Source organism: Mesorhizobium album (genome assembly GCF_033977205.1).
Classification (GTDB): domain Bacteria; phylum Pseudomonadota; class Alphaproteobacteria; order Rhizobiales; family Rhizobiaceae; genus Mesorhizobium; species Mesorhizobium album.
In genome coordinates, this window is record NZ_JAVIIW010000013.1 from 15,830 (window position 1) to 33,141 (window position 17,312).

Genomic DNA, 17,312 nt, shown 5'->3' on the forward strand with positions numbered 1-17,312 from the left:
GGCCGCCGTCGCGGGAGCCATCTGGACCAATTCTCTGGACCAGTTTTTCTCCGATCTGTGGAACGCGCGTTCGATGCGGCATTTCCGTTAGTAATCCCTTGACCGCCGACAGGGCGGTGCTAACGTTTGTCCAATCGGTCAAAATTTGCGTAGCACGAAAACGCAGCGAAGACCAAGCCTTGGGAAGACCAAGCGTTAGCGCACCGAAACAGGTTACAAGGGGAAGTCTTGGTCATGTCCAACCGGCTGAAAGTCACGCCGAACGATCTCAGTGCATTCTGGATGCCGTTCACGGCAAACCGGCAGTTCAAGCAGGCGCCGCGCATGTTTGTGTCCGCCAAGGACATGCACTACACGACGAGTGACGGCCGCAAGGTGCTCGACGGCACCGCCGGCCTGTGGTGCGTGAACGCCGGCCACTGCCGGCCGAAGATCACCGAAGCAATCCAGGCCCAGGCCGCGGAGCTCGACTATGCGCCGGCTTTCCAGATGGGCCACCCGATCGTGTTCGAGTTGGCGAACCGCCTGGTCGACATCGCACCGAAGGGCATGGACCACGTCTTCTTCACCAATTCCGGCTCGGAATCGGTCGACACAGCGCTGAAAATGGCGCTCGCCTACCATCGTGTCAGGGGCGAGGGCTCGCGCACCCGCCTCATCGGCCGCGAGCGCGGCTACCACGGCGTCAATTTCGGCGGCATTTCGGTCGGAGGTATCGTCGCCAACCGCAAGATGTTCGGCACGCTGCTCGGCGGCGTCGACCATCTGCCGCACACGCACCTGCCGGAGAAGAACGCCTTCTCGAAGGGCGTGCCCGACCATGGCGCGGAACTGGCGAACGAGCTCGAGCGCCTTGTCACGCTGCATGATGCCTCGACCATTGCTGCCGTCATCGTCGAGCCGGTCGCGGGCTCTACCGGCGTCATCCTGCCGCCGAAGGGCTATCTGCAGAAGCTGCGCGAGATCTGCACCAAGCACGGCATCCTGTTGATCTTCGACGAGGTGATCACCGGTTTCGGCCGTCTCGGCGCGCCATTCGCCGCGGACTATTTCGGCGTCACGCCGGATATCATGACCACGGCCAAGGGCGTTTCCAACGGCGTCATCCCGATGGGCGCGGTGTTCGTCAAGAAGGAAATCCACGACGCCTTCATGACCGGCCCCGAGCATCTGATCGAGTTTTTCCACGGCTACACCTATTCGGGCAACCCGATCGCCTGCGCGGCCGCACTCGGCACTTTAGACACCTATAAGGAAGAGGGCCTGCTCACCCGCGGCGAGGAGCTCTCGTCCTACTGGGAAGATGCGCTGCACTCGCTGAAGGGCGAGCCGCATGTGATCGACATCCGCAATATCGGCCTGATCGGCGCGATCGAGCTGGCGCCGATCGCCGGCCAGCCGACCAAGCGGGCCTTCTCGGCTTTCGTCAAGGCCTTCGAGCGCGGCGCGCTGATCCGCACCACCGGCGACATCATCGCGCTGTCGCCGCCGCTGATCATCACCAAGGGCCAGATCAACGAACTGATCGACCATGTTAGGGACGTGCTGAGGTCGATAGACTAGTTGGACAAACTGTCGGGCGGCGACGGGAACCGCCGCCCGACGGGAACTGAAATGGAAGGACTTTCGAATGGCCGCCCCAGGCGAGAATCTGCGAATCAATTCAGACCGTTTGTGGGATTCCATCATGGAGATGGCGAAGATCGGCCCCGGCGTTGCCGGCGGCAACAATCGCCAGACATTGACCGATTCCGACAAACAGGGCCGCGAGCTGTTCAAGTCCTGGTGCGATCAGGCGGGGCTCGTCATGGGCGTGGACCAGATGGGCACCATGTTCATGACCCGCGCCGGCACCGACCCGGAGGCGCTGCCGGTCTATGTCGGCTCCCACCTCGATACCCAGCCGACCGGCGGCAAATATGACGGCGTGCTCGGCGTGCTTTCCGGGCTTGAGGTCGTGCGCTCGCTCAACGATCTCGGCATCAAGACCAAGCATCCGATCGTCGTCACCAACTGGACGAACGAGGAGGGCGCGCGGTTCGCACCGGCCATGCTCGCCTCGGGCGTTTTTGCCGGCGTTCATACGCTGGACTATGCCTACGGCCGCAAGGATCTGGAGGGCGCGACCTTCGGCGACGAGTTGAAGCGAATCGGCTGGGTCGGCGACGAGAAGGTCGGCGCCCGCAAGATGCACGCCTATTTCGAATATCACATCGAGCAGGGGCCGATCCTCGAGGCCGAGAACAAGCAGATCGGCGTGGTGACCCACTGCCAGGGCCTGTGGTGGCTGGAGTTCACGCTGACCGGCAGGGAAGCGCATACCGGCTCGACGCCGATGAACATGCGCGTCAATGCCGGGCTGGCCATGGCCCGCATCCTGGAGATGGTGCAGACGGTCGCCATGGAGAACCAGCCGGGCGCCGTCGGCGGGGTGGGCCAAGTGAAGTTCTCGCCGAATTCCCGCAACGTGCTGCCGGGCACGGTGATCTTCACCGTCGATATCCGCTCGCCGGACCAGGCGAAGCTCGACGGCATGCGCGCCCGCATCGAGAAGGAAGCGCCGAAGATCTGCGAGGCGCTCGGCGTGAAATGCGCGGTCGAGGCGGTCGGCCATTTCGATCCGGTGACCTTCGATCCGACGCTGGTCGGCCGCGTGCGCACGGCGGCCGAGAAGCTCGGCTACAGCCACATGAACATCATCTCTGGCGCCGGCCACGACGCCTGCTGGGCGGCCAAGGTCGCGCCGACGACCATGGTCATGTGCCCCTGCGTCGGCGGTCTCAGCCACAACGAAGCCGAGGACATCTCCAAGGAATGGGCGGCGGCCGGCGCCGACGTGCTGTTCCATGCGGTGGTCGAGACGGCGGGAATCGTCGAATGATCGAATAGACGTCACCTCGAAAAGCCGCTCGCAAAGAAGCGCGAAAAGATCAGGGGAACAGATATGACCAAAGTCATCAAGAACGGCACCATCGTCACCGCCGACCGCACATGGAAGGCCGACGTGGTGTTCAGCCGCGGCAAGATCATCGCCATCGGCTCGGACCTGCATGGCGACCATGAGTTCGACGCCACGGGCTGCTACGTCATGCCGGGCGGCATCGATCCGCACACCCATCTCGAAATGCCTTTTATGGGCACCTATTCGGCCGACGATTTCGAATCCGGCACCCGCGCCGCGCTCTCCGGGGGCACGACGATGGTGGTCGACTTCTGCCTGCCGGCACCGCAGCAGTCGCTGCTCGAAGCGCTGCAGATGTGGGACAACAAGACCTCGAAGGCGTCCTGCGACTATTCCTTCCACATGGCCATCACCTGGTGGGGCAAGCAGGTGTTCGACGAGATGGCGACCGTCGTCGACAGGGGCATCACCTCGTTCAAGCACTTCATGGCCTATAAGGGCGCGCTGATGGTCGATGACGACGAGATGTATTCCTCGTTCCAGCGCTGCGCCGATCTCGGCGCACTGCCGCTCGTTCATGCCGAGAACGGCGACGTGGTTGCTGCGCTTTCGCAGAAGCTGCTTGCCGCCGGCAATAACGGCCCCGAAGGCCATGCCTATTCGCGCCCGCCGGAAGTGGAAGGCGAGGCGACAAACCGCGCCATCATGATCGCCGACATGGCCGGTGTGCCGCTCTATGTCGTGCACGTCTCCTGCGAGCAGAGCCACGAGGCCATCCGGCGCGCGCGCCAGAAGGGGATGCGCGTCTTTGGTGAGCCGCTGATCCAGCATTTGACGCTCGACGAGAGCGAATATTTCAACAAGGACTGGGACCATGCGGCGCGCCGCGTGATGAGCCCGCCCTTCCGCAGCAAGTGGCACCAGGATTCGCTGTGGGCAGGCCTGCAGGCAGGCTCGCTGCAGGTGGTGGCGACCGACCACTGCTCCTTCACCACCAAGCAGAAGCGCAACGGCGTCGGCGATTTCACCAAGATCCCGAACGGCACCGGCGGCCTCGAAGATCGCTTGCCCATTCTGTGGACGACCGGCGTCAACACCGGCCGGCTGACGATGAACGAGTTCGTCGCAGTGACCTCAACCAACATCGCCAAGATCCTCAACATGTATCCGAAGAAGGGCGCGATCGTCGAAGGCGCGGACGCCGACATCGTGGTCTGGGACCCGAAGCGCAAGAAGACGATCTCGGCCAAGAACCAACAGTCGGTGATCGATTACAACGTCTTCGAAGGTTTTGAGGTGACGGGCCTGCCGCGCTTCGTCTTCTCGCGGGGCGAGCTGTCGATCGAAGAGGCAGACGTCAAGGCCAAGATCGGCCATGGCGAGTTCGTCGCCCGCGAGCCGAATGCGGCGGTCAACCGGGCGCTGTCGACCTGGAAGGAAATCAGCGCGCCGCGCAAGGTGGAGCGTTCCGGCATTCCGGCGACCGGAGTTTGAGCGTGCGGGCTGTACATCTTGTCATCGCGGCGGCCGCCCTGCTGGCTGCCAGCCAGGCCATCGCGGCCGGCATCGACCTTTCGAAGCCCTACGGCAACAGGTCCGGTTGCATCAACAAGAACGGCCAGCAGGTTTATGCCGAAGACATGCTGCTCTTGACCGACAAGGAATTGGTCACGGTGACGATGGCTTGCACTTTCAGCGACAAGCAGGTGCAAGCCGACGGGTCGCTGACGGCGAAGGCCAAATGTGAGGTGGAGGGCGAGGAGAACCAGTCGCCCGCCCAGTTCACGATCAAGCGCAGCGCCAAGAACGCGAAGAAGCTGGTGATCGCCGGCGAGGACGGCAATGTGATGGGCGAAGTCTCCCGGTGCAAATAGCGGCGAGAGTGGTCCCTTCAGCCTCAGGCAACCAGCGCATCCAGTTCCGGCAGCAGGACGACGCTTTCCTGCTCGTTGGGGTCGGTGCGTGCGATGACCGCCGAGGAAGGCGCGCCGCTCAGATTGGCGGGCAGGTGCGGCACGCCGGCCGGAATGTAGAAGAGGTCGCCGGCCTTGACGACGATGTGGTGCTCGAGCCGGTCGCCGTACCAGGTATGGACTTCGCCCGAGAGCACATAGATCGCGGTCTCGTGGTTCTCATGCATATGCGCCTTGGCGCGGGCACCGGGCGGCATGGTCAAGAGATGCATGCAGATGCCGGAGGAGCCAACAGTCTCGGCGGCGATGCCGGCGAAATAGCTCAGCCCCTGTTTGCCTTCATAGGTGCTTTCAGGGTGAATAAGATGACATGTGGGTTTAGGCGGCATCGGCAAGGCTCCAGGCGGTGTCGATCGAGTGGGATTGAACGAGTGGAAAACAACATCAGCACAAATGCAACCGGATTCCAGCCGGCGCGGCAGCGGCTGCGAAAGGCAGGCTTCAGCCAATGACCGGACAATCGCCCGCCGTCGTTTCGGCAAGCAAGCTCGGCCTCACCTTCCAGACCAGTGACGGTCCGGTGCAGGCATTGTCCAATGTCGATCTCACCATCGGCAAGGGCGAGTTCGTCTCCTTCATCGGCCCATCCGGCTGCGGCAAGACCACGCTGCTGCGCGTCATCGCCGACCTGGAGAAACCGACCTCGGGAACGATCTCGGTCAACGGCATGACGCCGGAGCAGGCGCGCGAGAAACGCGCTTACGGCTATGTTTTCCAGGCGGCGGCGCTTTTTCCCTGGCGCACGATCGAGCGCAATGTGGCGCTGCCGCTGGAGATCATCGGCCTCGGCCAGGCCGAGCAGGCAGAGCGCATCAAGCGCACGCTGGAACTCGTCAACCTCTCCGGCTTCGAGAAGAAATATCCCTGGCAGCTTTCCGGCGGCATGCAGCAGCGCGCCTCGATCGCGCGCGCTCTCGCCTTCGATGCCGACCTGCTTTTGATGGACGAGCCGTTCGGCGCGCTCGACGAGATCGTGCGCGACCATCTGAACGAGCAGCTTCTCAGCCTCTGGGACCGGACCGACAAGACGATCTGCTTCGTCACCCATTCGATCCCCGAAGCGGTCTATCTGTCGACGCGCATCGTCGTGATGTCGCCGCGCCCCGGCCGCGTCACTGACATCATCGAATCGACGCTACCGAGGGAGCGGCCGCTCGACATCCGCGAGACGCCGGAATTCCTGGCGATCGCCGCACGCGTGCGCGACGGCCTGCGGGCAGGGCACAGCTATGATGATTGAGGGTGATCTTCCTCCTCTCCCCAACGGGGAGAGGGTGGCCGGAGCGAAGCGGAGGTCGGGTGAGGGGGTGGCCAACCACGCCTTCGTCATCCTAGGGCGAAGCAAGCGCGAAGCGGCTTGCGCAGACCCTAGGATCCATGCCGAGACGTCGGCCGAAGGGTCAAAACGGCGGAGAATGCCCGCTAAATACCGCAAGGCGCAGAGAGCCCTGCTCTGCACCGTTGCGGAGCGGAGAAGTAACGGCATGGATCCTAGGGTCTGCGCCGCGTCGCTTCGCTCCTTGCTCCGCCCTAGGATGACGAAGTTCGGACGCCGCGATCATTTCACCTCAGGTGAGCGCAAGGGCGGCGCCCGTTCCTCGATGCGGAAGCGCCTCACGCAAATTCCGGGAGCGCCGCTCCATGGATAGCTTCCGATCCAAGATCGTCCCCGTAACCACGATCCTCGCTGGCGTGGTGGTGATCTGGTATGTCTTTGCCGTCATCCTCAACGCGCCGTTCCAGCGCGATCTCGACCAGAGGGCCAACCAGACGCCCGGCACCGTCGAATTCATCGGCAAGACGCTGTCGCAGCCGAAGCCGACGCTGCCGGCGCCGCATCAAGTGGCGGTGAACTTCTTCGAGAACACGTTTCTGCGCAGCCTCACCTCGAACCGCAGCCTCGTCTATAACGCCTGGGTCACGCTGTCCTCGACGCTGCTCGGCTTCGCTTTCGGCACCGCGCTCGGCATCGTCATCGCGGTCGGTATCGTCCATGTGATCACGCTCGACCGCAGCCTGATGCCGTGGATCATCGCCTCGCAGACCATTCCGATCCTGGCGGTGGCGCCGATGATCATCGTGGTGCTGGCGGCGATCGGCATCACCGGCCTGATCCCCAAGGCGCTGATCTCGACCTATCTCTCCTTCTTCCCGGTCGCGGTAGGCATGGTGAAGGGCCTGCGCTCGCCCGAACTCATGCATCTCGACCTGATGCACACCTATAATGCCAGTGCCTCGCAGACCTTCTGGAAGCTGCGCGTCCCCGCATCGGTGCCCTTCCTGTTCACCTCGATGAAGGTGGCGGTGGCGGCGAGCCTGGTCGGCGCGATCGTCGGCGAGCTGCCGACCGGCGCGGTCGCCGGCATCGGCGCCAAGCTGCTCTCCGGCGCCTATTACAGCCAGACCATCGACATCTGGTCGGCGCTGGTGGCGGGCTCGGTGGTCGCCGCGCTCCTGGTCATGGTGGTCGGCATCGCCGGCCGCCTGGTCGACCGCGCCATGGGCGGGAGGCCGGCATGACCTGGCTGAAACCATCCTGGCAATCGGTGCTGGCGATCCTCTTTTGCCTCATCGCCTTCGCGCTCGGCGCAATGTCGAAGCCAGAAGCGGCCGCGCTGGCAGAGCCGACAGCAACGATCGCCTACCCGTATATGGGTACGAAGGGGTTGATCGTCGGATTGCTGCTGATCGCGGCGCTGGTCTCGGCGGTCAGGCTCGCGCCTATCGTCGAGGCCGTGATCCTGTTCATCGGCGCTCATTTCGCCGCCTGGCTGCTGATCAAGGGCATCGCGGGTTTCGAGGGCACGGCGCTGGCGCCCTACTTCCTCGTTCTCGCCGCGGCCTGGCTGCTCGCTTGGCGTTGTGCGGCCTTGTTATCCTCCCTGCGGCCTGTTGCGAGCGGGGCGAAGACTGGATTGCGTCTGATCATCCCGGCGATCTTCGGCGCCTGGATCCTGATCATTTGGGAAGCGGTCACGCGCGGCGCCGGTATCCCCTTCATTCTACTGCCGCCGCCGAGCGCCATCGGCATCCGCATCGCCAATTCGCTGCCGCTGCTCGGCGAGGATGTGCGGCAGACAATCTTCAAGGCAGTCCTGGTCGGCTACATCGTGGGCAACCTCGCCGGTTTCGTCGTCGCGATCCTGGCCGACCGCGTGCCGTTCCTCAGGCGCGGGCTGCTGCCGATCGGCAACATGGTTTCGGCGCTGCCGATCATCGGCGTCGCGCCGATCATGGTCATGTGGTTCGGCTTCGACTGGCCCTCCAAGGCGGCGGTCGTCATCATCATGACCTTCTTCCCGATGCTTGTGAACACGGTCGCCGGGCTCGCGGCCTCGGGCCATATGGAGCGCGACCTGATGCGCACCTATGCATCCAGCTACTGGCCGACCTTGCTAAAGCTCAGGCTGCCGGCGGCAATGCCGTTCATCTTCAATGCGCTGAAGATCAACTCGACGCTGGCGCTGATCGGCGCCATCGTCGCGGAGTTCTTCGGCACGCCTGTTGTCGGCATGGGATTCCGCATTTCGACGGAAGTCGGTCGGATGAACATCGACATGGTTTGGGCCGAAATCGCAGTTGCAGCACTTGCGGGTTCGGTCTTTTATGGCGTGGTCGCTCTTATCGAGAGAGCCGTCACGTTTTGGCATCCCTCTGTCCGTGGTGGATAGGGGCGGTGGGTTTGGGTGCTAACTTCAGAGGGTAAGAATATGAAAAGACTTGTAATTTCTGCTCTAGCCGGCGCGATGTCGCTCGCCGCTTTCCAGGCGATGGCCGCCGACAAGGTAACGCTGCAGCTGAAGTGGGTCACGCAGGCCCAATTCGCCGGCTACTACGTCGCCAAGGCCAAGGGCTTTTATGACGCCGAAGGCCTGGACGTCGACATCAAGCCGGGCGGCCCCGACATCGCGCCAGAGCAGGTGATTGCCGGCGGCGGCGCCGACGTGATCGTCGACTGGATGGGCGGCGCGCTGGCCGCGCGCGAGAAGGGCGTGCCGCTGGTCAATATCGCCCAGCCGTTCAAGAAGGCCGGCATGGAGCTGGTTTGCCCGAAGGACGGCCCGATCAAGACCGAGGCCGACTTCAAGGGTCATACGCTCGGCGTCTGGTTCTTCGGCAACGAATATCCGTTCTACGCCTGGATGAACAAGCTTGGCCTCAAGACCGATGGCGGCAAGGACGGTGTCACCGTGCTGAAGCAGAGCTTTGACGTGCAGCCGCTGATCCAGAAGCAGGCGGACTGCATCTCGGTCATGACCTATAACGAGTACTGGCAGCTGATCGACGCCGGCTACAAGCCGGAGCAGCTCACCGTCTTCAACTACTCGGCCATGGGCAACGACCTGCTCGAGGACGGGCTCTATGCGCTCGAGGACAAGCTGAAGGATCCGGCCTTCGCGGACAAGATGGTGCGCTTCGTGCGCGCCTCGATGAAGGGCTGGAAATACGCCGTCGACAATTCGGACGAGGCGGCCGGGATCGTTATGGACAATGGCGGCCAGGACGAGAACCACCAGAAGCGCATGATGGGCGAAGTCGCCAAGCTGATCGACAATGCCGACGGCAAGCTCGATCCGGCGACCTATGAGCGCACCGCCAAGGCGCTGCTCGACCAGAAGATCATCGCCAAGGAGCCTTCCGGCGCCTACACGACGGCGATCACCGACAAGGCGATCAAGTAGGCCGACCAGACGGCACATCCTGATTTTGACAACGGCGCCTCAGAGGCGCCGTTCCTTTATGGTGTTCATCACCAAGCTGGTCTCGATCGAGGCGACGCATTTCAGCCGCGCGATCTTTTCCTTGATGAAGCGCTCGTACTGTTCGAGGCTTCCTGTCACCACCTTCAGCACATAGTCGCGCGAACCGGTGACGAGATGGCACTCCAGGACCTCTTCCCAGCCGCGGATCGCTTCCTCGAACATGACGATCTCGTCCTCGTTCTGGCGGCTGAGCCGTATGGTGGCGATGGCGACCATGCCCCAGCCGAAGGCGGCGGGATCGACCAGCGCAGTGTAACCCCTGATGACGCCGGCTTCCTCCAGCCGCCGCACGCGCCTCAGGCAGGGCGACGGCGACAGGCCTATACGCTCGGCAAGCTCGTTGTTGGTGATGCGGGCGTCGGCTTGCAGCTCACGCAGGATCTTGCGGTCGAAATCGTCGGCTATCTTCTGCTGCATTTTTGGACTCTCAAGGCAATTCATTGCGGGAGTGCAGCCACAACAACGAAAAAATAGCAAGGACTGCATGAGGAATATCGCATAAATTGCTGCGAGATACTCCCAAACAGCAGGAAAAGCCATGACCGCGCCGCGCCCTTCGAAGACCCATATCGGCAACCACAAGCTCCACCCGGAGACGCTGATGCTGAGCTACGGCTTCGATCCGCAGCTTTCGGAGGGCGCCGTCAAGCCGCCGGTGTTCCTCACCTCGACCTTCGTCTTCAGATCAGCGGAAGAGGGGCGCGACTTCTTCGATTACACCTCCGGCCGCAAGGAACCTCCGAGCGGCGCGGCTTCCGGTCTAGTCTATTCGCGCTTCAACCATCCCAACAGCGAGATCGTCGAGGACCGGCTGGCGATTTATGAAGGGACGGACGCCTGCATCCTGTTCTCGTCCGGCATGTCGGCGATCGCGACGACACTTTTCGCCTATGCTCGCCCGGGCGACGTCATCCTGCATTCGCAGCCGCTCTACGGCGGCACCGAGACGCTTCTGACGCGCACGCTTTCCGTTTTCGGCATCGGCGCCGTCGGCTTCGCGGACGGCGTCGACGAGACGACGGTGCGCGCAGCTGCCAACGCAGCCGTCAGCCAAGGCCGCGTGTCGGTCATCCTGATCGAGACACCGTCAAACCCGACCAACAGCCTTGTCGACATTGCGCTGATGCGGAGGATCGCCGACGAGATCGGCGTCCGGCAAGGGACGACGCCGATCATCGTCTGTGACAACACCCTGCTCGGCCCGGTATTCCAGCGGCCTATCGAATACGGGGCCGATGTTTCGGTCTATTCGCTGACCAAATATGTCGGCGGCCATTCCGATCTGATCGCGGGTGCCGCCATGGGCAGCAAGGCGGTCACCAAGCCGATCAAGGCATTGCGCGGCGCGATCGGCACGCAGCTCGACCCGCATTCCTGCTGGATGCTCGGCCGCTCGCTGGAGACGCTGTCGATCCGCATGGAGCGGGCGAACGACAATGCGCGCCTGGTCGCCGAATTCCTGCACGACCATCCCAAGGTCGAGAAGGTGCATTATCTGCCGTTCGTGGGCGAGGACACGCCTGCGGGTCGCACTTACCGGACGCAATGCAGTGGCGCCGGCTCGACGTTCTCCTTCGACATTCGCGGCGGGCAGAAGGCAGCCTTCGCTTTTCTCAACAGCCTGCAGATCTTCAAGCTGGCGGTAAGCCTCGGCGGAACGGAATCGCTGGCCAGTCATCCGGCGGCCATGACCCATTCGGGTATTCCCTTCGATGTGCGCCAGCGCATCGGCGTGCTTGAGACCACGGTCAGGCTGTCTATCGGTGTCGAGCACCCGGATGATCTGATCGCGGATCTGGCGCAGGCGCTGGCGGCCGTCTGATGTTTGCCTTCATGGAAACCAGAAGGGGCGGGCGACCGCCCCCTTTTTTGTTGGTGCCGGTAAAATATGCGTGCGCAGGGATACAAAGCGGCGGCCAACCGTTGCAGTAGAGCATCCGCGCGCGGGGGAGCCGTGGCGGACGCGTGAGTCAAACGGAGGTCCTCCAATGCGCATCCAATCCCTGCCGCTGCTTTCGGCGCTCGTGGTTTCGACCGCCTTCCTGCTCGCATCGCCGGCCATGGCCGACACGATGAAATTCAAGGCGACGCTCGATGGCAGCCAGCAGAACCCGCCCGTCACCACCAAGGGCAAGGGAACCGCCACATTCACCTTCAACACCACCAGCAAGAAGCTCAGCTGGAACGTCAAATATTCCGGTCTCAGCGGGCCGGCGTCGGGAGCTCACATTCACGGCCCGGCGGCAAAGGGTGAAAGCGCGGATCCCGTGATCCCGTTCAAAAAGCTCAAGAGCCCGATCAAGGGCTCGGCGACGCTGACGGATGCCCAGGCCACCGACCTGGAGGCCGGCAAATATTATGTCAACATCCACACCGCCGCTAACCCGGACGGCGAGATCCGAGGACAGATCGAGAAGTCAACAGGCGCTTCGATGTAGCAGCCATCCGCAACAGCAACGAGGCGGGCGACCGCCTCTTTTCCTGTTTGTTTTTTGCATGTCCCAAAACCACTCCACACTTTTGGACGACATGCGTTGATCACGACTTGTCGCGGATCTGCGTCAGCGTGCGGGTCGGCGTGATCGCTTCGGGATCGAGCCTGATCTCGACGATAGCTGGCTTGCCGCTGGCGCGCGCCCGTTCGAAGGCCGGCGCGAAGTCTTCGGTCTTTTCGACCGTCTCGCCATGACCGCCGTAGGCGCGGGCAAGGGCGGCGAAATCCGGGTTCTTGAGGTCGGTGGCAACGACGCGGTTCGGATACTCCCGCTCCTGATGCATGCGGATCGTACCGTAGATGCCGTTGTTGACGACGACGACGATGATCGGCAGGCCGTATTGCACGGCGGTCGCGAACTCCTGGCCATTCATCTGAAAGCAGCCGTCGCCGGCAAAGGCAACTACGGTGCGATCAGGGTGCAGTGCCTTGGCGGCGACGGCCGCCGGCGTGCCGTAGCCCATCGAGCCGGAGGTCGGCGCAGCCTGCGTGGCGAAGCGGCGGAAGCGGTGGAAGCGATGCACCCAGGTGGCATAGTTGCCCGCCCCATTGGTGAGGATGGCGTCCTCCGGCAGCACTTTTTCCAGGTAGTTCATGATCGGCCCCATCTGGACGGCGCCGGGGCCAGTCTCAGGCGGAGTCGACCATTCGAGATAGGCCGAATGGAGTTTCGCCGTCTCGTCCGCCCATGCAGGCGTGCCGGCCAGCTTGCGCTTGGCGAAGGCTTCGACGAAGGCCGAGGGCGAGGCGTTGATCGCCAGCGTCGGGCGGTAGACGCGGCCGAGTTCGCCGGCGTCGGCATGGACATGTACCAGCGCCTGGTCGGGGTAGGGGCTCTTGAGCAGCGTGTAGTCGGAGGACGGCATCTCGCCCATGCGGCCGCCGATCAGCAGCACGACGTCGGCCTGCTTGATCGATGCCGCCAATTTCGGGTTGATGCCGATGCCGACATCGCCGGCGTAGTTAGGATGGAGATGATCGAACAGCATCTGGCGGCGGAAGGAGCAGCCGACGGGCAGCGACCAAGTCTCGGCGATCGTGCGCATTTGCGCCACGGCCTCCGCGTTCCAGCGCGTGCCGCCGAGAATGACGAACGGACGCTTCGCATTGCTCAGCAGCATTTCGAGCGCGCCGAGCTCGGCTTCGCCGGGACGCGTCTCCACCGGCGTGTGCTGGAGCGCTGCCGGCGCCTCGACCTCGCTGGTCAGCATGTCCTCAGGCAGCGAAATCACGACGGGGCCGGGACGGCCGGATGTCGCCACCGCGAATGCGCGGGTAACGAATTCCGGGACGCGCGTGGCATCGTCGATCTCGACCACCCATTTGGCGATGTCGCCGAAGAAGCGCTTGTAGTCGACCTCCTGAAAGGCCTCGCGCTCCTTGGCGTGGCTGGCGACCTGACCGATGAACAGGATCAGCGGCACCGAATCCTGCATGGCGATGTGGATGCCGGCCGAGGCGTTGGTGGCGCCGGGACCGCGGGTGACGAAGCAGATGCCGGGCTTGCCGGTCAGGCGGCCCTGGCAGTCGGCCATCATGGCAGCCCCGCCTTCCTGGCGGCAGACGATGGTACGGATCGACGAGTCGTGCAGCGCATCAAGCACCGCCAGATAGGATTCGCCGGGCACGCAGAAGATGCGGTCCGTGCCGTTCGCTTCGAGCGCTTCGACGATCAGTTGTCCGCCGGTCTTCATTGTGGTGATTTCTCCAGTTCGGCAAGGATTTCTGCAGTGTGCTCGCCAAGACGCGGCGAGGGCCGCTCATAGACGAGCGGCGTGCCCGACATCACCATCGGCGCGCGCACCGAAGGCAGGCGATTGCCGTGGCCGTCGTCGAGGTCGAGTCGCATGCCGCGCGCGATCGTCTGCGGATCGGCGAACATCTGGCCAATCGTGTTGATCGGGCTTGCGGGCACGCCTGCGGCTTCGAGCTTGGCCAAAAGCGGATCGCGATTCCAAGCGCTCAGCGTCTCGATTATCAGCTCGCGCAGTTTCGCGCGGTTGGCGACGCGGGCGGGATTGGTGGCGAAATCCGGATTGGCGGGTAGGTCGGTGAGGCCGACAACGGCACAGAACTTGGCGAACTGGCTGTCATTGCCGACGGCAAGGATGATGTGGCCGTCCTTCACCGGCAGTACCTCGTAGGGCGCGATGTTCATATGCGCATTGCCCATCTGCACGGGCGACTTGCCCGAAACCAGATAGTTGAGGTTCTGGTTGCCGAGCGCCGAGATCTGGCTGTCGAAAAGCGCCATGTCGATGTGCTGGCCCTCGCCGGTCCTTTCGGCATGGCGCAGCGCGGCCTGGATGGCGATCACCGAATAGAGGCCGGTGAACAGGTCGGAGATGGCAACGCCTGCCTTTTGCGGCTCGCGGCCGGGCTCGCCGGTGATCGACATCATGCCCGCCATCGCCTGGATGATGAAATCGTAGCCTGCGCGCGGCGCGTAGGGGCCGTCCTGGCCGAAGCCAGTGATCGAGCAATAGACGAGGCGCGGATTGATCCTCCTCAGGCTTTCGTAATCGAGACCGTATTTCTTCAGGCCGCCGAGCTTGAAGTTCTCGATCAGCACGTCGGCGGTGGCGACGAGGCGGCGCAGCGTATCGGCGCCATCGGGTTTGGAAAAATCGATGGCGATCGAGCGCTTGCCGCGATTGCAGGAATGATAATAGGCCGCCGAGAGGTTCTCGTCGTCATGACTCATGACGAAGGGCGGGCCCCATTTGCGGGTGTCGTCGCCGCCGTCCGGGCTCTCGACCTTGATGACATCGGCGCCGAGGTCGGCGAGCAATTGCCCGGCCCAGGGCCCCGCCAGGATGCGGGCGAGTTCGATAACGCGGATGCCTTTCAGCGGAGGTTCGGCCATGGATCACCGTGATGGGGTCGAAAGCGCAGCTCAGAATCCTGCTTTGTGCATGTCGTTATCCCAAAACCGCTGCACACTTTTGGGCGACATGCACTATCAATCGTAGCGGGCGCTGTCACGACTCATGCTGTGGGCCACGCCGGTCACGCCTTCAGCACGCTGTTAGCCCATGCAACGAAATCGCTCATGATGATGTCGCGGTTCACCTCGTTCAGGCTTTCGTGCCGCGTGTCGGCGTAAATCTTTGAAACCAGATTCGAAAAGCCCATTCTGTCCATGCGCCGGGCGAGGTGGTGAACAGCCTTGCCGTAGTCCGACGCCGGGTCCTTCCCGCCACCGACCAGATTGACGAAGAGATCGCGGCGCACGCCGGCAAAGCTGGAATCCTTGCCGCCGTGGAGCGCCATATTGACCACGTCGCGCCACATGGAGACGGAGGCATCCCAGCCGCAGAGCGGATCGGCGATGTATTTGTCGACCTCGACCGGATCGCGCGACAGCCAGTCGAACAAGGTCCGGTGGTTGGGCACGGCCTTGCCCCAGGCCTGGAAGGTCAGCCTGGGCAGCAGGCGCGAGGGCACGTCGGAGCCCAGCCGCATCCGCTCCCAGCCGAGAATGCCCAGCGCCAGCTGCCCGAGCAGACCTTGCGAGAAATTGCCGTTCCAGATCGCAGCGGCATGAACGCGCGCGGAATGGCGCAGCACGAAATTCAGAGCGATCGAGGCGCCGAGCGAATGGCCGAAGACGATCACCGGCAATCCCGGATGCTCAGTGGCGATCAGGTCGTGGACAGCACCGACATCGGCGATCACCTTGGCGATGCCGTCGGAATCGGCGAACCTGCCGAGCGGCGCGTCCGGCGCCTTCGTCGCGCCATGGCCGCGATGGTCATGGGCGTAGACATGGAAGCCGCGGTCCCCGAGGAAATCGGCGAAGCGGGCGTAGCGCGCCGCATGCTCGGCCAGCCCATGGTTGATCTGGACCACGGCGCGCGGATTTCCGCCGGCATGTTTCACATAGAGGTTGAGGTCGACCCCGGTCGGTGAGGCCAGCCTGGTCTGCTTGTCGAATGGCATGTCTCGCTCCCTTCGTGACTGATGGGCGAGGGTTTGGATGGCGTCAAGAGAGCAGCGCCCGCGTCGACCGGGTTGACGGCATGCGCAGGGCCGAAAACGTTCACCTGGGGATTATTTTCGCGCGACGAAAAAGATCGTAATTCTGACACGTCGCCTGTTCTAGTGTGACGAATCCACTAGGGTTCAATGATCGCCGGGAGAGCGGGAATGCGGGTTTGGGGATTGTGGGGTTCGGTTGTTCTGGCTCTGGCCGGCGCCAACACGGCGCAGGCCGACGTAAAGATGAGCGGCACCTTCGTGGCCGACAGCGCCTGTCCGGCGACGCAGGCGATCAAGAGCGGCAAGAACCCCGGGGACGTGTCAACCCGAGCGGGACAAAGCTATCCACTTTTGGCCGGCAACAAGGACGAACCCACTCACTATCTGATCCAGGTGCCCGGCGCCGATCCGGAACGGCGCTGGGTGAAGATCAGCTGCGGCCATGTCAGCGGCAGCAGCGCGTCGACCACATCGGCGCCCACCGACCCAATGAAACCGTCGCTGCCTGCCTCCGGCAAGCCTGAATATGTGTTCGCGCTGAGCTGGCAGCCGGCCTTCTGCGAGACCAAGGCCAACAAGCCTGAATGCAAGGCGCAGAACCCCAACGAATTCGATGCCACTCATTTCACCTTGCATGGGCTTTGGCCGCAACCGAACGGCAATTTCTATTGCCAAGTGCCGGCGAGCGACAAGGCCAACGACAATCCGGCGCATTGGGCGGAATTGCCGGCCGTCAAACTCGATGCCAACACGCGCACCGAGCTCGAGCAGGTGATGCCGGGCACCGCCTCCAAGCTCGAACGCCACGAGTGGATCAAGCACGGGACCTGCTACGGCAAGAGCCAGCAGGACTATTTCTCCGACGCGGTCAATCTGATGCGCGCGGTGAACGCCTCGCCGGTGCGCGATCTCTTCACCAAGAACATCGGCAAGCAGCTTACGTCGGACCAGATCCGCGATGCCTTCGACAAGGCCTTTGGCAAGGGTGCCGGCGAGCGCGTGCGTGTCTCGTGCCTGGTCGATCCTTCAAGCGGCAGGCGGCTGATCGGCGAGCTGACGCTCGGCCTCTCGGGTCCGATCGGCCCCGACAGCAAGCTCGGCGAGCTGCTTTTGGCCTCAGCCCCGACGAGCAAGGCCGGTTGCCCAAAAGGCACCGTCGATGCCATCGGATTCCAGTAAGAGCACCTCCAACTGTCGTG

Annotated in this window: 16 protein-coding genes; 11 read left to right on the top strand and 5 right to left on the bottom strand. The window is 63.3% G+C overall.

Annotated features, from left to right (window positions below; genetic code table 11):
* Nucleotides 1–234 precede the first annotated feature (234 nt).
* The 4 genes from aptA (at nucleotide 235) to RFN28_RS13120 (ending at nucleotide 4,776) form a co-directional block, all read left to right on the top strand.
* Nucleotides 235–1,563, top strand: coding sequence for an omega-aminotransferase AptA (gene aptA / locus RFN28_RS13105; RefSeq protein WP_320287749.1), 1,329 nt, complete (start codon nucleotides 235–237; stop codon nucleotides 1,561–1,563).
* A 67-nt stretch (nucleotides 1,564–1,630) separates the two neighbouring features.
* The gene (locus RFN28_RS13110) at nucleotides 1,631–2,881 is read left to right on the top strand and encodes a Zn-dependent hydrolase (protein WP_320287750.1); all 1,251 of its coding nucleotides are present in this window, start codon (nucleotides 1,631–1,633) and stop codon (nucleotides 2,879–2,881) included.
* Between the two features lie 63 nt (nucleotides 2,882–2,944).
* Nucleotides 2,945–4,396 (top strand): dihydropyrimidinase, encoded by a 1,452-nt coding sequence (gene hydA, locus RFN28_RS13115; protein ID WP_320287751.1) that lies wholly within the window; start codon nucleotides 2,945–2,947, stop codon nucleotides 4,394–4,396.
* Nucleotides 4,397–4,398: 2 nt separating this feature from the next.
* A complete protein-coding gene (locus RFN28_RS13120) occupies nucleotides 4,399–4,776 on the top strand; it encodes a hypothetical protein (protein WP_320287752.1) in 378 nt (125 codons plus the stop codon).
* A gap of 23 nt (nucleotides 4,777–4,799) precedes the next feature.
* Here the strand turns inward: RFN28_RS13120 and RFN28_RS13125 are convergent, their stop codons facing one another.
* Nucleotides 4,800–5,204: a cupin domain-containing protein gene (locus RFN28_RS13125; RefSeq protein ID WP_320287753.1), complete on the bottom strand. Its 405-nt coding sequence runs from the start codon at nucleotides 5,202–5,204 to the stop codon at nucleotides 4,800–4,802.
* A 119-nt stretch (nucleotides 5,205–5,323) separates the two neighbouring features.
* Here RFN28_RS13125 and RFN28_RS13130 point away from each other — a divergent pair, with 119 nt between their 5' ends.
* The 4 genes from RFN28_RS13130 to RFN28_RS13145 all read left to right on the top strand — a co-directional run bounded on the left by RFN28_RS13130 (nucleotide 5,324) and on the right by RFN28_RS13145 (nucleotide 9,557).
* The gene (locus tag RFN28_RS13130; RefSeq protein WP_320287754.1) at nucleotides 5,324–6,115 is read left to right on the top strand and encodes an ABC transporter ATP-binding protein; all 792 of its coding nucleotides are present in this window, start codon (nucleotides 5,324–5,326) and stop codon (nucleotides 6,113–6,115) included.
* 401 nt (nucleotides 6,116–6,516) lie between these two features.
* Nucleotides 6,517–7,395: an ABC transporter permease gene (locus tag RFN28_RS13135; protein ID WP_320287755.1), complete on the top strand. Its 879-nt coding sequence runs from the start codon at nucleotides 6,517–6,519 to the stop codon at nucleotides 7,393–7,395.
* Complete coding sequence (locus RFN28_RS13140) at nucleotides 7,392–8,546, top strand: ABC transporter permease (RefSeq protein WP_320287756.1); 1,155 nt, start codon at nucleotides 7,392–7,394, stop codon at nucleotides 8,544–8,546. Before RFN28_RS13135 ends, RFN28_RS13140 begins: the two co-directional genes overlap by 4 nt.
* A gap of 39 nt (nucleotides 8,547–8,585) precedes the next feature.
* Nucleotides 8,586–9,557 carry an ABC transporter substrate-binding protein gene (locus RFN28_RS13145; protein ID WP_320287757.1) on the top strand — a complete coding sequence of 324 codons (972 nt, stop codon included), beginning with the start codon at nucleotides 8,586–8,588 and terminating at the stop codon, nucleotides 9,555–9,557.
* A gap of 39 nt (nucleotides 9,558–9,596) precedes the next feature.
* Here the strand turns inward: RFN28_RS13145 and RFN28_RS13150 are convergent, their stop codons facing one another.
* Nucleotides 9,597–10,055 carry an Lrp/AsnC family transcriptional regulator gene (locus tag RFN28_RS13150; protein WP_320287758.1) on the bottom strand — a complete coding sequence of 153 codons (459 nt, stop codon included), beginning with the start codon at nucleotides 10,053–10,055 and terminating at the stop codon, nucleotides 9,597–9,599.
* 121 nt (nucleotides 10,056–10,176) lie between these two features.
* Between RFN28_RS13150 and RFN28_RS13155 the strand changes: the two genes are divergently transcribed.
* Together RFN28_RS13155 and RFN28_RS13160 are read left to right on the top strand one after the other, a co-directional pair.
* Nucleotides 10,177–11,460 carry a cystathionine gamma-synthase family protein gene (locus RFN28_RS13155; RefSeq protein WP_320287759.1) on the top strand — a complete coding sequence of 428 codons (1,284 nt, stop codon included), beginning with the start codon at nucleotides 10,177–10,179 and terminating at the stop codon, nucleotides 11,458–11,460.
* Nucleotides 11,461–11,626: 166 nt separating this feature from the next.
* The gene (locus RFN28_RS13160) at nucleotides 11,627–12,076 is read left to right on the top strand and encodes a CHRD domain-containing protein (RefSeq protein WP_320287760.1); all 450 of its coding nucleotides are present in this window, start codon (nucleotides 11,627–11,629) and stop codon (nucleotides 12,074–12,076) included.
* Between the two features lie 100 nt (nucleotides 12,077–12,176).
* Here RFN28_RS13160 and RFN28_RS13165 read toward each other — a convergent pair whose 3' ends face one another.
* From RFN28_RS13165 to RFN28_RS13175, 3 genes are all read right to left on the bottom strand, one after another.
* A complete protein-coding gene (locus RFN28_RS13165) occupies nucleotides 12,177–13,826 on the bottom strand; it encodes a thiamine pyrophosphate-binding protein (protein ID WP_320287761.1) in 1,650 nt (549 codons plus the stop codon).
* The gene (locus RFN28_RS13170; protein WP_320287762.1) at nucleotides 13,823–14,998 is read right to left on the bottom strand and encodes a CaiB/BaiF CoA transferase family protein; all 1,176 of its coding nucleotides are present in this window, start codon (nucleotides 14,996–14,998) and stop codon (nucleotides 13,823–13,825) included. The genes RFN28_RS13165 and RFN28_RS13170 overlap by 4 nt, the downstream gene beginning before the upstream one ends.
* A gap of 143 nt (nucleotides 14,999–15,141) precedes the next feature.
* A complete protein-coding gene (locus tag RFN28_RS13175; protein WP_320287763.1) occupies nucleotides 15,142–16,074 on the bottom strand; it encodes an alpha/beta fold hydrolase in 933 nt (310 codons plus the stop codon).
* A gap of 207 nt (nucleotides 16,075–16,281) precedes the next feature.
* Between RFN28_RS13175 and RFN28_RS13180 the strand changes: the two genes are divergently transcribed.
* Complete coding sequence (locus RFN28_RS13180; protein ID WP_320287764.1) at nucleotides 16,282–17,292, top strand: ribonuclease T2 family protein; 1,011 nt, start codon at nucleotides 16,282–16,284, stop codon at nucleotides 17,290–17,292.
* Nucleotides 17,293–17,312: the final 20 nt, after the last annotated feature.

Bases quoted from the DNA above. Each gene is read 5' to 3' on its own strand.
- RFN28_RS13150 (WP_320287758.1), bottom strand. From the start codon at position 10,055: ATGCAGCAGAAGATAGCCGACGATTTCGACCGCAAGATCCTGCGTGAG.
- RFN28_RS13160 (WP_320287760.1), top strand. From the start codon at position 11,627: ATGCGCATCCAATCCCTGCCGCTGCTTTCGGCGCTCGTGGTTTCGACC.
- RFN28_RS13165 (WP_320287761.1), bottom strand. From the start codon at position 13,826: ATGAAGACCGGCGGACAACTGATCGTCGAAGCGCTCGAAGCGAACGGC.
- hydA (WP_320287751.1), top strand. From the start codon at position 2,945: ATGACCAAAGTCATCAAGAACGGCACCATCGTCACCGCCGACCGCACA.
- RFN28_RS13110 (WP_320287750.1), top strand. From the start codon at position 1,631: ATGGCCGCCCCAGGCGAGAATCTGCGAATCAATTCAGACCGTTTGTGG.
- RFN28_RS13130 (WP_320287754.1), top strand. From the start codon at position 5,324: ATGACCGGACAATCGCCCGCCGTCGTTTCGGCAAGCAAGCTCGGCCTC.
- aptA (WP_320287749.1), top strand. From the start codon at position 235: ATGTCCAACCGGCTGAAAGTCACGCCGAACGATCTCAGTGCATTCTGG.
- RFN28_RS13125 (WP_320287753.1), bottom strand. From the start codon at position 5,204: ATGCCGCCTAAACCCACATGTCATCTTATTCACCCTGAAAGCACCTAT.
- RFN28_RS13180 (WP_320287764.1), top strand. From the start codon at position 16,282: ATGCGGGTTTGGGGATTGTGGGGTTCGGTTGTTCTGGCTCTGGCCGGC.
- RFN28_RS13175 (WP_320287763.1), bottom strand. From the start codon at position 16,074: ATGCCATTCGACAAGCAGACCAGGCTGGCCTCACCGACCGGGGTCGAC.
- RFN28_RS13140 (WP_320287756.1), top strand. From the start codon at position 7,392: ATGACCTGGCTGAAACCATCCTGGCAATCGGTGCTGGCGATCCTCTTT.
- RFN28_RS13135 (WP_320287755.1), top strand. From the start codon at position 6,517: ATGGATAGCTTCCGATCCAAGATCGTCCCCGTAACCACGATCCTCGCT.
- RFN28_RS13155 (WP_320287759.1), top strand. From the start codon at position 10,177: ATGACCGCGCCGCGCCCTTCGAAGACCCATATCGGCAACCACAAGCTC.
- RFN28_RS13145 (WP_320287757.1), top strand. From the start codon at position 8,586: ATGAAAAGACTTGTAATTTCTGCTCTAGCCGGCGCGATGTCGCTCGCC.
- RFN28_RS13170 (WP_320287762.1), bottom strand. From the start codon at position 14,998: ATGGCCGAACCTCCGCTGAAAGGCATCCGCGTTATCGAACTCGCCCGC.